General features: G+C 68.0%; 13 protein-coding genes and 1 pseudogene. All 14 read right to left on the bottom strand.

All coding sequences use genetic code 11. The annotated features are described in order from the left end of the window. The gene (nuoI, locus tag HZF19_RS12035; protein ID WP_208029031.1) at positions 1–657 is read right to left on the bottom strand and encodes an NADH-quinone oxidoreductase subunit NuoI; all 657 of its coding nucleotides are present in this window, start codon (positions 655–657) and stop codon (positions 1–3) included. Further along, on the bottom strand, positions 657–1883 hold the full coding sequence (gene nuoH, locus HZF19_RS12040) for an NADH-quinone oxidoreductase subunit NuoH (protein ID WP_208029032.1): 1227 nt from the start codon (positions 1881–1883) through the stop codon (positions 657–659). The genes nuoI and nuoH overlap by 1 nt, the downstream gene beginning before the upstream one ends. Beyond that, a complete protein-coding gene (nuoG, locus tag HZF19_RS12045) occupies positions 1880–4372 on the bottom strand; it encodes an NADH-quinone oxidoreductase subunit NuoG (RefSeq protein ID WP_208029033.1) in 2493 nt (830 codons plus the stop codon). Before nuoG ends, nuoH begins: the two co-directional genes overlap by 4 nt. Continuing rightward, positions 4365–5750, bottom strand: a complete 1386-nt coding sequence (gene nuoF / locus HZF19_RS12050; RefSeq protein ID WP_208029034.1) for an NADH-quinone oxidoreductase subunit NuoF — start codon at positions 5748–5750, stop codon at positions 4365–4367. Before nuoF ends, nuoG begins: the two co-directional genes overlap by 8 nt. Beyond that, positions 5750–6367, bottom strand: coding sequence for an NADH-quinone oxidoreductase subunit NuoE family protein (locus HZF19_RS12055; protein WP_208029035.1), 618 nt, complete (start codon positions 6365–6367; stop codon positions 5750–5752). Before HZF19_RS12055 ends, nuoF begins: the two co-directional genes overlap by 1 nt. After that, complete coding sequence (locus tag HZF19_RS12060; protein ID WP_372443462.1) at positions 6367–7629, bottom strand: NADH-quinone oxidoreductase subunit D; 1263 nt, start codon at positions 7627–7629, stop codon at positions 6367–6369. Before HZF19_RS12060 ends, HZF19_RS12055 begins: the two co-directional genes overlap by 1 nt. Before the next feature lie 89 nt (positions 7630–7718). After that, positions 7719–8264, bottom strand: coding sequence for an NADH-quinone oxidoreductase subunit C (locus HZF19_RS12065; RefSeq protein WP_307781215.1), 546 nt, complete (start codon positions 8262–8264; stop codon positions 7719–7721). 86 nt (positions 8265–8350) lie between these two features. Further along, positions 8351–8839: pseudogene (locus tag HZF19_RS12070) on the bottom strand (NADH-quinone oxidoreductase subunit B); the annotation flags it as partial. Next, complete coding sequence (locus HZF19_RS12075) at positions 8839–9306, bottom strand: NADH-quinone oxidoreductase subunit A (RefSeq protein ID WP_208029038.1); 468 nt, start codon at positions 9304–9306, stop codon at positions 8839–8841. The pseudogene HZF19_RS12070 and the gene HZF19_RS12075, both read right to left, overlap by 1 nt. A 3-nt stretch (positions 9307–9309) precedes the next feature. After that, positions 9310–10272: a hypothetical protein gene (locus tag HZF19_RS12080; protein WP_208029039.1), complete on the bottom strand. Its 963-nt coding sequence runs from the start codon at positions 10270–10272 to the stop codon at positions 9310–9312. Between the two features lie 2 nt (positions 10273–10274). Then, positions 10275–11399: a c-type cytochrome gene (locus HZF19_RS12085; protein WP_208029040.1), complete on the bottom strand. Its 1125-nt coding sequence runs from the start codon at positions 11397–11399 to the stop codon at positions 10275–10277. Beyond that, positions 11399–12262: a QcrA and Rieske domain-containing protein gene (locus HZF19_RS12090; RefSeq protein ID WP_208029041.1), complete on the bottom strand. Its 864-nt coding sequence runs from the start codon at positions 12260–12262 to the stop codon at positions 11399–11401. The genes HZF19_RS12085 and HZF19_RS12090 overlap by 1 nt, the downstream gene beginning before the upstream one ends. A 40-nt stretch (positions 12263–12302) precedes the next feature. Beyond that, positions 12303–13085, bottom strand: a complete 783-nt coding sequence (locus HZF19_RS12095) for a cytochrome b family protein (RefSeq protein ID WP_208029042.1) — start codon at positions 13083–13085, stop codon at positions 12303–12305. Positions 13086–13102: 17 nt separating this feature from the next. Continuing rightward, complete coding sequence (gene extP / locus HZF19_RS12100) at positions 13103–13888, bottom strand: selenite/tellurite reduction operon b-type cytochrome ExtP (protein WP_208029043.1); 786 nt, start codon at positions 13886–13888, stop codon at positions 13103–13105. Positions 13889–13917 lie beyond the last annotated feature (29 nt).

A 13917-nucleotide genomic window follows, 5' to 3' on the forward strand; every position in this document is an offset into this window, starting at 1 on the left:
TCAGTGTCCTCCGTGCCCGTGGTCGGCGGTGGCATTCCCGCCCTCGCCCTCACCCGACGGCGGGGGCCGGTCGGCGTCCTGTTGCGGAGGCTCAGGAGGCCTGGTGCCATACCCGAGCTCACCCGACCAGGCGATCCGCCCCTCGAAGTCGGCATCGCCGCTCGGCGCGGTGGCCCGCATCCACGCCGAGGTGTGCAGGTCCTCACCGTCGCGCCAGTCCTCCCAGGGGAGCTGCTTCGGGCGACCGTCATCACCGACGACCAGCTCGTCCTTCGTGTAGATGGCGTCGTTCCGGTTGAGGAACGAGAACTCGAACAGCTTGGTCTCGGTGATGGCCTCGGTCGGGCAGGCCTCGACGCACAGGTCGCAGTGGATGCAGCGCAGGTAGTTGATCTCGTAGATGAACCCGTAGCGCTCCCCTGGCGAGATCGGATCATCCGGCGGGTTGTCCGCACCACGGACGTAGATACAACGGGCAGGGCACACGCCGGCGCACAGCTCGCAGCCGATGCACTTCTCCATCCCGTCCTCGTAGCGGTTGAGGACGTGCCGCCCGTGCAACCGCTCGGGCTTGGGCGCCTTCTGCTCGGGATACGGGGTGGTGACCGTCTTGCCGATCTGGCGGGCCGTGACCAGGAACCCGTCGAGGTAGCCCATCAGTCGAGACCTCCCATGGTTCCCGCCTCCTCGAGCCGACTCCAGCGAGCCGTGCCCACCGCAAGGCGGAGCAACCCTGCCCCGGCTAGCAGCACCAGCACCGACACCCCGGCGACGGCGACCGGGTTCCAGCCTTGCTCACGGCCGACGTCGAGCGCCGCGAGGAGCAGGAACCACCCGAGCGCGAGCGGGATCAACACCTTCCACCCGAGCTCCATGAGCTGGTCGTAGCGGAACCGGGGGAGCGTGGCCCGGAACCACACGAAGGTGAAGAGGAAGATCATCAGCTTGCCGAAGAACCAGATGCAGCCCCACAACCACCCGGGCCCCAACGGCGCCGGCCCTGCCGGGCCGCCCAGGAACAGGGTGACGATGATCGCTGACATGGTCACCGTGTTCATGAACTCCGCCAGGAAGAACAGCGCGAAGCGGATCGAGCTGTACTCGGTGTTGAACCCGCCGACCAGCTCCTGCTCGGCCTCCACCAGATCGAACGGCGGGCGGTTGAGCTCAGCGGTGCCCGCGATGAGGAAGAGGACGAACGGCACCAGACCGACGAGGAGGATGTTCCAGTTCGGGAGGAAGCCCCCAGGCCCGTCGGCGGCCTGGGCGGCCACGATCCCGTGGGTGGTCAGGGTGCCGCTCTTGAGCACCACTGCCGCGACGGAGAGCCCCAGCGCGGCCTCGTAGGACACCATCTGGGCGGAGGCTCGAACCGAGCCGAGCAGCGGGTACTTCGAGCCAGAGGACCAACCGGCGAGCATCACTCCGTAGACCGCGACCGACGACATGGCCAACGCGAACAGGATGCCGATCGGCGGGTCGGCGAGCTGCAAGAACGTGTCATGCCCGAAGATGGTGACGATCCCGTCGTTCCCACCGTTGAAGTCGCCTCCGAACGGCACGATCGAGAACAACAGGAAGGCCGGGACGAAAGAGAGGAACGGAGCCAGGATGAACACCCGCCGCTCGGCCTTCTCGGGCAGCAGGTCCTCCTTGAAGAACAGCTTGATGCCATCGGCGAGCGTCTGGAGGATGCCGAAGGGGCCGGCGAGGGCCGGGCCGATCCGGTTCTGCATGTCGCCGATCAGCTTGCGCTCGAACCAGACCATCAGCATCGTGGCCACGAGCAAGAGCCCGAAGACGACGAGGACCTTCAGGACCACGATGCCGACGACGGCGGCGTCGACCCCGTCGACGAACAGCGGGTCGAATCCGAGGATCATGTGTCACCCCTCTCGATCCGCACGTCGGTGACCCGTTCGGAGGCGTCGATCAGCTCGGCCACCGGCACGCCCGGCTGGTTCACCGCGATCGCAGCAGACCCCCGGGGGATGCCGTTGTCGATGCGGATCTCGACGTTGATGCTCCCTCGGGGGGACTTGACCCGGACGACGGATCCCTCCTCGACGCCGAGACGATCGAAGTCGTAGCCGTTCACCCGCAGGACGGTGCCGGGGGCAAGGGCTGACAAGGAGGCGGCGTGCTGGACGAGGACCCCCTCGTCGTAGAGCTTGCGGGTGGCCACGAGCCGCAACGAGTAGCTGTCGACCGGAGGGGGATCGGCGACCGGCGCCGGCAGATGCTCGAGCAGCAATGGGAGCTCGACCCCCCCGGCGACACCGCTGGCGGCGCGCGACGGCGCGAGACGACGGATCTCGTCCTGCGCGTCGTGCACGGAGGTGATGGCCAGGTCGGTTCCCAATCGCCGGGCGATCTCCGCCGCGATCACCCAGTCGGGCTGCGCGGTGCCCGGCGGAGTGACCCGCTGGCCCAGCGGCAGGCTCCTGCCCTCGAGATTGGTGGTGGACCCCGCCACCTCGGCGAAGCCCGCCGCCGGGAAGACCACACCCGCACGGCGAGACGAACGGGTGAGGAACTGGTCGACGGCGATCACGCTCGCTGCGCCGGCGAGCGCGTCCTCGGCGAGCTTGCGGTCCGGGAAGTCGGTGAGCGGATCAGCACCCAGCAGGATCAGAGCCCCGATCTCACCCGCCGCGGCTGCTCGGAGCATGCCGAGCGCGTCGAGCCCTCTGGCCTCGGGCACACCCGGCCAGTGAGTGGCGTACCAGGACCGACCCGCCTCCAGGCTGACCCGGCCCGGCAGCACGCCCGGCGCCAGACCCATCTCTAGAGCGCCGTGCACGTTCGCTCGCCGCAGGGCGCTGAGGAACCGCACCCCTGGTAGGCCTGACAGCAGCACGGAGGCGGCATCAGCGATGGCAGCCCCTGACTCGCCGATGCTCTGTCGTCCCAGCACCACGGTGATCGGGCCCTGCGCCGCATCGAGGAGGGCTCTGGCCCGTGCGAGGCGGTCCGGGGCGACTCCGGCGACCTCACGGTCGGTGCCGAGGGCCCCGGTGAGGACCTTCGCCACCTCCGCCTGCTCCCCCGGGCGGGCGGGCAGCGACACCGCCGCGAGCGCCGTGAACCCGTTGGCGTGAGGGTGGCAGTCGATGACGGTCACGCCGTCGTTGACCACCGCGTGCCGAAGGCGCAGGAACAGGACCGGCAGCTCCTCCTTGAGATCGGGACAGAGGAGGATCACGCTGCCGCCGGGCGTGCACGCCTCGTCGATGGTGGCACGGGGCAAGCCGAGCACCAGTTCGGCCGGGAGGCCGTCGCCGAGCTGGGCGTCGACGTTGTCGGTGCCGATGACCCCCTTGGCGAGCTTCGCCCAGGCGTAGGCGCTCTCATCGCTCAGCCGGGCACCGCCCAGCACCGCCACGCCAGCCGGTCCACGAGCCTCGAGTGCAGAGCGGATGGCGCTTGCGGCCTGCTCGTAGGCGTCGTTCCATCGGGTGGGCACCAGCTCGTCCCCACGCCGCAGCAGCGGGACACCGAGCCGATCCTCGTGGTTGACCGCCTGGAGGCTGTAGCGCCCCTTGTCGCACAACCAGCCCCAGTTGATGTCGTCGACGTCGAGCCCGACGTACCGCAGGACCTGGTTACGGGAGGACTGCACCGCCATGCGGCAGCCCACCGCGCAGCCCTGGCAGGTGGACTCCGTCTCCTCCAGGTCCCACGGGCGGGCCCGGAACCGGTAGTCGACGGAGGTGAGCGCTCCCACCGGACAGATCTGCACCGTGTTGCCGCTGAAGTAGGAGGCGAACGGCTGACCGGGGAAGGTGTTCACCTCGGTGTTGCCACCACGGTTGATGAACTGGATCAGCGGATCACCGGCGACGGTGTCCGCGAACCGCGTGCAGCGATCGCACAGGATGCACCGCTCGCGATCGAGCAGCACCAAGTCGCTGATCGGGAGCGGCTTCTCGTAGTGCCGCTTCTCCTCGATGAACCGGCTCTCGCCCGGGCCATAGGCCATCGTCTGGTCCTGGAGGGGGCACTCGCCGCCCTTGTCGCACACCGGGCAGTCGAGCGGATGGTTGATGAGCAGGAACTCGAGTACCCCCTCCTGCGCCTTCTTGGCCACGTCGGACTCGGTCTCGACGACCATCCCCGGTGTGCAGGTGAGCATGCAGCTCGGCTGCAACGCCGCACCGCGGCCGGTATCGACCTCGACCAGGCACATCCGGCACATGCCGACCGGGGTCATGCGGGGGTGGTAGCAGAACCGCGGGATGTAGATCCCATGGCGCTCGGCGGCCTCGATGAGCAGCTCGCCGTCGAGCGCCAGGAGCTCCTTGCCGTTGATGGTCACCGGCACACCCTCGGTGGCCTGCTCGCCCACGACGTCGCTGGTCTGGTCAGCCATGGTGGCCTCCGAACGGCACCGGGGTCTCGAGCGCGGCGGGTCTCGCCGCACCGGAACCGGTGGCATCGACGGCGCCGCTGGCCTTCGGGTTGCGTGCGATGTGAGCCTCGAACTCGTGGCGGAAGCGCCGGATCGCCGATGCAACCGGTGAGACCGCTGAGGGCCCCAGCGGGCAGATGGTGGTCTGCTTCGGTGGCCACGTGATGCCCGGGCTGATGTTGTCAGCCACGTCCAGCAACAACTCCAGATCGCTCGCCCGTCCCTGACCGTCGAGGATGCGCTTGAGGATGCGTTCGAGCCAGGTCGTGCCTTCCCGGCACGGGGTGCACTTGCCGCAGGACTCGGCTGCGAAGAAGCGCACAACCCGGTGGCAGGCCCTGACCGCATCGGTGGTCTCGTCCATGACCACGATGGCTCCCGAGCCGAGCATCGATCCCGCCCGGTCGACCGTCACCTTCTCGAGCGGCAGGTCGAGGTGCTCCTCGAAGAACCACGGGGACGACGCGCCCCCGGGGATGAAGGCCTTGAGCTGGCGATCACCGCGGATGCCGCCCGCATAAACGGGTGCGTAGATCAGGTCGCGGAACGTGGTGACGCCGTACTCGACTTCGAACACCCCGGGGTTCGCGACGTGCCCTGACACCGCGAACAGGCGGGTGCCCTTCGACGTCTCCGCGCCGAGCGCGCTGAACGCCTCCGCCCCGTTGGCGACGATCCAGGGCACGTTCGACAGCGTCTCGATGTTGTTGACGATCGTCGGCTGCAGGTAGAGGCCCTTTGCTGCTGGGAAGTACGGCGGCTTCAGGCGAGGCATCCCGCGCTCGCCCTCCAGGCTCTCGATCAGGGCCGTCTCCTCCCCGACGATGTACGCGCCCGCTCCCCAGTGCAGGACGATGTCGAGGGAGAACTCGGAGCCCAGGATGTTGCGGCCGACGTAGCCAGCGGCATAGGCCTCGTTGAGTGCGGCCGCGATCCGCTCCTGTGCCAGAGCCATCTCGCCCCGCACGTACAGGAAGGCCTGGCTGCAACCGACGGCGTAGGAGGCGATCAGCACCCCTTCGATGATCTGGTGTGGGTCTCGCTCCATGAGCATGCGGTCCTTGTAGGTACCGGGCTCGCTCTCGTCGCCGTTGACCACCAGGTAGCGGGGCCACACCCCCGGTGGGCAGAACCCCCACTTCACACCGGCCGGGAACCCCGCGCCGCCACGTCCGAGCAGGCTCGCCGCCTTCACCTCCTCGACCACGGCTGCGGGTGGCATGGCCAGCGCCTTGCGCAAGGCCTGGTATCCACCCGTCGCCTCGTAACGAGCCAGCGTGTGAGCGTCGTCGTAGCGGAAGCGGCTGGTGACGATCTTCGGTGCGTCGGTGATCGCCATCACGCCGCTCCCCCGGTCGAGGCGCCCTTCATCCAGGCGGGCTCGGCACCGCTCGACGGATCGGCCGGGCCAGCCGCTCGATCGGCGGGGATGCGCTGGCGGACGGTGGCCAGCGTGCCGTGCGGTGGCACGTCCTCGGCTCGCCCCGCTCGCAGGTCGTCACAGAGCTGGTCGAAGGCCTCCGGGGTCATCCGGTAGCGGTAGCGGTAGTTGACCTGGAGACACGGAGCCTCGGTGCACGCGGCGATGCAGGTGACCCCCTCGAGGGTGATGGCACCGTCGGCGGTGGTCTGACCCGCCCGGACGCCGAGCTGCTCCTCGGCATGGTGGAGCAGCTCATCGGCGCCGAGCAGCATGCAAGCGATGTCGGTGCAGATGTTCACCACGTAACGCCCCACCGGCTCGAGCTTGAACATCTCGTAGAAGCTGGCCGTTCCGAGCACCTGCGCGGGCGTGCAGCCCACGAGCTGCGCGACGTGCTCCATGGCGTCCTCCGCCAGGTAACCGTCCTGCTCCTGAGCCAAGTGGAGCAACGGGATCAGCGCGGACCGTCGCCGCGGGTACCGGGAGAGGATCTCCCGGGCGATCGCCTCGTTCTCCGGGGACAGCCGTGCCATCAGCGATCGACCTCGCCCATGATCGGGTCGACCGAGGAGATCACGGCCACCGCGTCGGCGACCAGGCCTCCGTGCATGAGATGGGGCAAGGCCTGGATGTTGTAGAAGCTCGGGGCCCGGATGTGCATCCGGTAGGGGCGCGACGAGCCGTCGCTCACGATGTAGCAGCCGAGCTCGCCTCTCGGAGATTCGACCGCCGCGTACGCCTCGCCCTCGGGAACCTTGAACCCCTCGGTGAAGATCTTGAAGTGGTGGATCAGCGCCTCCATCGACTCGTCGATCCGAGCGCGCGGTGGTGGCGTGACCTTCTTGTCCTGGATCCGGTAGTCACCGCCGGGCATGCGGTCGAGGACCTGGTGCACGATGCGGATCGACTCACGAATCTCGTTGAGGCGGATCGCGTACCGGTCGAACGAGTCACCGAAGGTGCCGACGACCACGTCGAAGTCGACCTCGTCGTACGCCAGGTAGGGCATGTCGCGGCGCAGGTCCCACGCGTAGCCGGTCGACCGCAGGATGGGGCCGGTGACCCCCAACGCCAGACACTCCTCGGCGGTGATCACGCCGACACCTTGCAGACGCTCCCGCCAGATGGGTTGCCCGGTCATCAGCGTGTCGTACTCCTCGAGTCGCGGTGGGATCATCTCGAGCAGCCGGAGCACCCCGTCACGCCAACCCGATGGGAGATCAGCGGCCACGCCTCCGGGTCGGATGTAGTTGTGGTTCATCCGCAACCCCGTCACCGTCTGGAAGAAGCGGAGGACCTCCTCGCGCTCGCGCCAGCCGTAGAGCATCATCGAGACCGCGCCCAGGTCCATGCCGTTGGTGGCCAGGAACAGCAGGTGTGAGGCGATGCGGTTGAGCTCGGTCATCAACATGCGGATCCAAACGGCACGGGGGGGAACCTCGATCCCGAGGAGCTTCTCCACGCACATCGAGAACACGAGCTCGTTGAACAGCGGCGACGCGTAGTCCATGCGGGTCACGTTGGTGGGGCCCTGGAGGTAGGTGAGCTCCTCGCCGGTCCACTCCATCCCGGTGTGCAGGTAGCCGATGACCGGCTTGCATCGCAGCACGGTTTCGCCTTGCAGCTCGAGCATGAGCCGCAGCACGCCATGCGTGCTGGGATGCTGCGGCCCCATGTTGATGATCATGGTCTCGTCTTCAGGTGCCCGCTCGAGCTCGGCATGCGCAGCGGCATCAGCCTCCGACAACCGCAACACCGCGCCCTGCTCCCGCAGACGCTCCGCTGCGGCCGCCATACCGCGGCTCGTGAGTTCCTGGCTGCCTTCGGAGGTGAACGCCACGTCCGCCTCGGCGGCGAGTTGTCGGTCGATCGAGCTCATGGACGTCAACGGTTCGAGGGTGCGCCTTTGAACTGGACGGGGATGCGACCGGACTCGTAGTCCTTGCGAAGCGGATGACCGATCCAGTCCTCGGGCATGAGGATGCGAGTCAGGTCAGGGTGGCCGTCGAAGGTGATGCCGAAAAGGTCGAAGACTTCACGCTCCGGAGCCTCGGTACCCGGATAGAGGTCCCACAGGCTGGGTAGCACCGGATCGTCGGCCGGAACCTGGCAGCGCACGCGGATGCGGCGCCGTCTCCGGGGGTCGAGGAGGTTCACGATCACCTCGAAGCGCTCCGGGACCACGCCGGCGGGCAGGTCCGAGCGCCCGGGGTGGGTGAGGTAGTCGGCTGCGGTGAGATCCACACAGACCACGAAGCCGTCGTCGTGCAGCGCCCTGACGAGATCGAGGTACCGGGACCGATCGACGTGCAGCACCTGATCGCCGAACGCGGTCGTGACCGGCATCCCGTAGAGGGTCGCCGGCTCGGTCGGATGCTCGAGCTGCTCGGCCTGCTCAGCCGTCAGGGCCTGTTCGGACTCCTCGGCCACGGTCAGGACCTCCCGAGCACCACGCGGGTCTGTGTCTGCCCATCGCGCTGTTCGACCACCACGCCGGCTCCCTGCCCCGGCCGGCGGGTGATCTCGCCGGTCAGGATCTTGTGGTGGAGCGTCAGGATGGCGTGCATGAGGGTCTCCGGCCCGGGTGGGCACCCAGGGGCGTAGACATCCACGGGGACGACCTGGTCGACGCCCTGCACCAGTGCGTAGTTGTTGAACATGCCTCCGGTCGACGCACACACCCCCATCGAGATGACCCACTTCGGCTCCATCATCTGGTCGTAGACCTGCCGAAGGACGGGGGCCATCTTCTGGGACACCCGGCCGGCGACGATCATCAGGTCGGCCTGCCGAGGTGACGCGCGGAACACCTCCATGCCGTAGCGGGCGAGGTCGTAGTGAGGGCCCCCGGTGGCCATCATCTCGATCGCGCAGCACGCCAGGCCGAAGGTCGCGGGAAAGACGCTGCGGGCCCGGGCCCACTTGACCAGCCCTTCCAACGTCCCCGTGAGCAGGTTGTGCTGGAGCCCGGCCAACCCCTCCTCGCGAAATCCCCCGCCAGCCATCAGGCTGCCTCGCTGGCCACAGCGGGCTGTCGGCCTTCGGTGCCGACCCGCCGGACGGTGGTCGCGGCCGTGCGGGTCGGGCTCACCAGCTCGGACGGGCGCTCACGGCGGACCGGGCCCCACTCGAGCGCCCCTTTGGCGATCAGGTACACGAACGACTCGAAGACCGCGAGGGCGAAGATCACCACTGCGGCGATCCCGAAGCCGCCGAGGTCTCGGAACGCCAGCGCGAACGGGAAGAAGAAGATGATCTCGATGTCGAAGACGATGAAGATCATCGCGACGAGGAAGAACTTCACCGGGAACCGCTCAGGAGGCTCCCGGCTCGGGATGATGCCGCACTCGTACGGCGCGATCTTGGGAGGTGTCGGCTTCGGGGGGACGAGCAGGCGCTGCGCCGCCCGGCTGATCGCGCCGAAGAGGACTGCCAGGACGAGCAGGGCGAAGATCGGCAGGTACTGGGCCATCGTTCAGGCCCCCTTCGCCGCCTCGAGGTTCTTGGCGAGCGTCTTGTCGCGGTAGTGCAGTACGAGGGCGAAGAAGATGAACAGCGACAAGGAGATCACGAAGTAGAGGAAGGGGATCAGCCGCACGTTGCCGAGGTCACGTACCAGCACCACCGAAACGACCGGTGCGTTGCGGTCGACGACGGGCAGCGGCGGCGCCTCACCCGGCCGAGCTTGCTGGGGAACCACCGCCTGCACCTGCACCACCGCGAAATGGGTGGGGTGCTTGAGGGTCAGCGTGTTGCGCACCTTGAGCCAGATCCGGCACAGCGGCTCGTCCGGGAGGAACTTGCCACCCTTGGCCTTCGGGCACTCCTGAGCCAGGTTCGGCTTGCCGCCGTAGTCGAAGGTGTCGAGCTTCTTGTAGGCCGTGGCGTCGGGGAAGAAGTTCGCGGCCTTCAGCGCGGCGTCGGCGGCCGCTTGTGCCTCGCCGGCGGATGCGGAGGAGACCAGACGCCAACCGCCGAGTGCCTCCTTCTGCAGGTACTGGGCCACCAGATCGGGATGTGAGTTCTGCAGATCCGACAGCGTCGCGCCGTTCGGGAAGTCAGCCGCCACCTCGGGGTGCTCCGCCAGGATCCGATCGGCCGCGGGGAGATCCTGGGGCAAGGGGAGTCGCGCCAGCTCCGCCGTCTTCGGCGGCGCTGGATCCTGTGGGTCGTCGACGTAGATCTCGACCGGCTTCCACGAGGGATTCGTCCCTCGGGGCCCGATACCCGGTGGGACGATCCACCAGATCAGCGTGAGGATCACGAGGAACCCGGTGAGGCCGGCGAGGGACAACAGCAGGCCTAGGCGCGCGCCGAGGTTGGTGCCCAGCAAGAGGTACACCGATCCCATCAGGACGGCCACGCCGACGGCGACGACGAGGACCCCCCGGATGTGAGGGTCCCAGGCGATGCCGGCGAACACAGTGAGGAGGTTCACGCTCACAAGCTCCGCTCGTACTGGACGACCGCGGCGATCTGCTCCTCGGTGAGCATCACCTGGTCAGGGGACATCGGGTAGATCTTCGGGCCCGGGATGTTGGGTGGGGTGACGTTGGGGTTGACCCCGAACCCCGGCATCTGGCCGGCCCCGGACAGGCCGCTGGTGCCGTAGGACTTGCCTGCCACACCGCCGACGGAGACGAACTCGATCTGCTGCGCGGCGGTCGGGAACTGCCGGAGGGAACGACCGCCGGTGAGGTTCCACCCGAAGGCGCCGCCGCCCGGAACGCCCGGTTGGCCGTAGGACCACCCGTCGGTGTGGCAGCGTCCGCAGGAGTAGGCCCCACCGGCGAACTTGGTGTAGAGGCCCATGTTGAAGATCGCCTCGCCGAGCGTGGCGAACTGCCCGCCCGGGACGGTGCACTTGCCGTCCGCGTCGGGCGCGCAGGTGTCGGCGAGCTCCTTCTCGACCTCGGCCCGGGCCTCCGGACCCGAAAGCTGGATGCTCTGCAGGTAGTCGATGATGTTGTCGATCTGCTGATCGGTGAGCGGGCCCCCGCCCGCTGCCCCCCACGCGGGCATGGGGGAGAAGCCACGGCCGTAGATCAGGATGTTGCGTACCTCATCGCGCGAGTAGCGGAACAGCACGGTGTTCAGTGCGGGAGCCTGCCAGCTCACCTGGGCCACGAAGTCTCCGTTCGGAGCGGTGATGGTGTAGTTCGCAGCACCACCCACACCCTTCGGACCGTGGCACGCCGCGCACTGGGCGCCGGTGTTGTACAGCTCTTCGCCCCGCTTGATGAACGTCTCGTTGTAGGCCTCGACGCGGCCCTCCATCCGCCCTGGCTCCGCCAACCAGTACAGCGGCAGCGTCACCCCGATCACCGCGAGCGTCGCCAATCCGAGGGCGAGCGTGCGGTCGAGCTTCGTGGTCTCGAGCGTGTCGTCGTCGTAGTAGGGCTTGCGGTTGGCGGCGAGCTCGATCTCCGAGCCGACCTCGCGGCGACCCTTGCGCATGTTGGCGACGACCGCGACGACGAAGCCGATCGACAGGATGACCGCGATCACGTAGCCGATCGCTCGCTGCGTGTTGGCCAGGACGATCTGGCCGGAGAGGACCTCCATCAGTGACCTCCACCCCCACCCGTGACACAGTGGGGACCCTCCGCTTCCTGTCCGGTGGTGTTCGTGCCGATCGGCGGTCCCTGGATGACCGTGCCGGTGTCGACCGTGAGCACCCCACCGGTGACCTCGGTGACGAACCGATCCATTCCCCGGGGGGCCGGGCCACCCTTCTTCTCACCCGCCTGGTTGTACTGCGAGCCGTGGCAGGGACACTCGAACCACTGGGAGGTCTTGCAGTCAGGCACCCGGCACCCCAGGTGCGGGCACTTCTGGTAGAGGACCGCCAGACCGGCCTCCATGCTGTTGAGCACGGGCTGCGGGTAGACGGCCTTCGCCTTGTCGATGGCGGCCTCGGGGTAGTTGGTGATCCACATCCGCCCTTCGGCCACGTAGTAGAAGCCGTCGTTGGCGTCGACCGCGGCCTTGATGTCCGCGACGTTGCCGACGCGGATCTTCGAGCCGAAGCCGCCCTTGGGCTGGGGCCATAGGAACGCCAGCACCGCAGCGCCGAAGCCACTGAGGCCGAGGCCCATCAACAGCACGATGCTGCGGTTGAAGAACTGGCGGCGCGTGACTCCCAGCGTGTCCGGATCGGGCGGGACGTACGGCGCGAGATCGGCAGCACCCACGGTCGCCAGCTCGGCGCCGCCCCCACGGCGCTCGACCTCCACCGACCGTTCGACCTCGCGGCCGGTAATGCGGGTCGCTCCGGCCAGCACGGCCGGTTCCCCACGGTCCCGCTTGAGGGTCTCGCGGGAGAGCAAGCCGGTCGCCTCGTCGGTGTCGCGCCGTCTCGCGGCGGCCACGAGCAGGACCAGCGCGAGGACCACGACGACGGGCACGGCGATGACGAGGGGGTTCATGACGAGCTCCTCGGGCTACGGCGGTGTGCGGCGACGACCATCACAGCTCGAAGTGGAGTCCCTCGGTCCAGGGGGCGACGAAGTTGAAGCCGGGCCCCCGGAAGAACGAGCCGATGATGACCAGCACCGCCCAGAACATCATCTGGACCGTGAACAGCGAGATGGCGAACTTGCGGTCCTCGGGCTTGTTGCTGGGGTTGCGGTCCATGAACGGAGCGAGGATCAGCAAGAAGATGCCCATCCCCGGAATGGTCACCCCCGCGACCATCGGGTGGAACATGGTGAGCAGCTCCTGCAGACCCAGGAAGTACCAGGGCGCCTTGGAGGGGTTGGGGGTCTGGTTGACGTTCGCCAGCTCCAGCAGTGGCGCGTCCACGAAGATCGAGAACAGCAACGTGAACGCGGTGATCGCCAGCGCGGCGACGAACTCGACGGCCAGCAGGTGGGGCCACACGTGCACCTTGTCCTGCGGCGTGGCTTTGACGTCCTGGATGGACCCCGCTTTGACCACCGTCAGCAGCCGCTGGGTGTGGCCACCGGGGCCGGTGGCCGCGGGAGGTGGGGCCGCGGTGGCCACGGCGGCCGCCGCGGCTGCGGTGGGCGCACCGGCCTCGGCAGCGGCACCGGTGCCCGCGGTGCGGGCTTTGGCAGCTCGGCTGCGCTCGAGCAGGTGAGCGGGGATCTTGCCGCCGCCGGCTGGTTCACCGGCGGCGGAAGCCTCGGGGGCAGCGGACTCCGCGCCGGCCTCGGCCGCCTTCTTCTCGGCGGCCTTCTGCCGGGCGGCTTCCGCTCGTTTGCGCAGGTGCTCGGGGATCTCAGTCATGGCAACTCGCTGTCGGCCTAGAGGGGCCCGGAGATACCACCGTCCTTGCGGACCCTCCAGAAGTGGATGGCCAGGAAGATGACGGTGACGAACGGGACGAACAACACGTGCAGCACATACCACCGCAACAAGGTGTCGGTGCCGATCTCACGACCGCCGAGCAGCACGAACCGGACCTGGTCGCCGAACACCGGCGTGTAGCCCATCATGTTCGTGCCCACGGTGACCGCCCACAGCGCCAGCTGATCCCACGGGAGCAGGTAGCCCGTGAACGAGAGCAGCAAGGTGAGCGTGAGCAGGATCACGCCGATCACCCAGTTGAACTCCCGGGGCGGCTTGTAGGCGCCGTGGTAGAAGACCCGAGCCATGTGCAGGAACACCGAGAGCACCATCAGGTGCGCCCCCCACCGGTGCATGTTCCGGACCAGCAGCCCGAAGGTCACCGAGGTCTGCAGGGTGTAGATGTCGTTCCACGCCTGCGCCGCGGTGGGCCGGTAGAAGAACATCAGGAAGATGCCGGTGATCGTGAGCAGGATGAACAGGAAGAAGCTCAGACCACCCAGGCACAGGGTGTAGCTGACCTTCACCGCATGCCGCTTCACCTTCACCGGGTGAAGGTGGTACAGCACGCTGTTCATGATCACGTACGAGCGGTTGCGGGGGCTGTCGGTGTAGCCCTTGCGGAACACCGAACCCGGCCGGAAGATCGCGTTCCACGCCTGGGAGCCCTGCACCTGATCGGTCAGGTCCGAAACCTTCTTGGCGATCTTGCTCTCGCCCGGTCGACCCATCGTCTTGGCCACGGCTACTCCCTGTCTCCTCGGGCCCCGTC

Origin of the sequence: Rhabdothermincola sediminis, from assembly GCF_014805525.1 — a bacterium.
In the GTDB taxonomy this organism is placed as follows: Bacteria; Actinomycetota; Acidimicrobiia; order Acidimicrobiales; family Acidimicrobilacustridaceae; genus Rhabdothermincola; species Rhabdothermincola sediminis.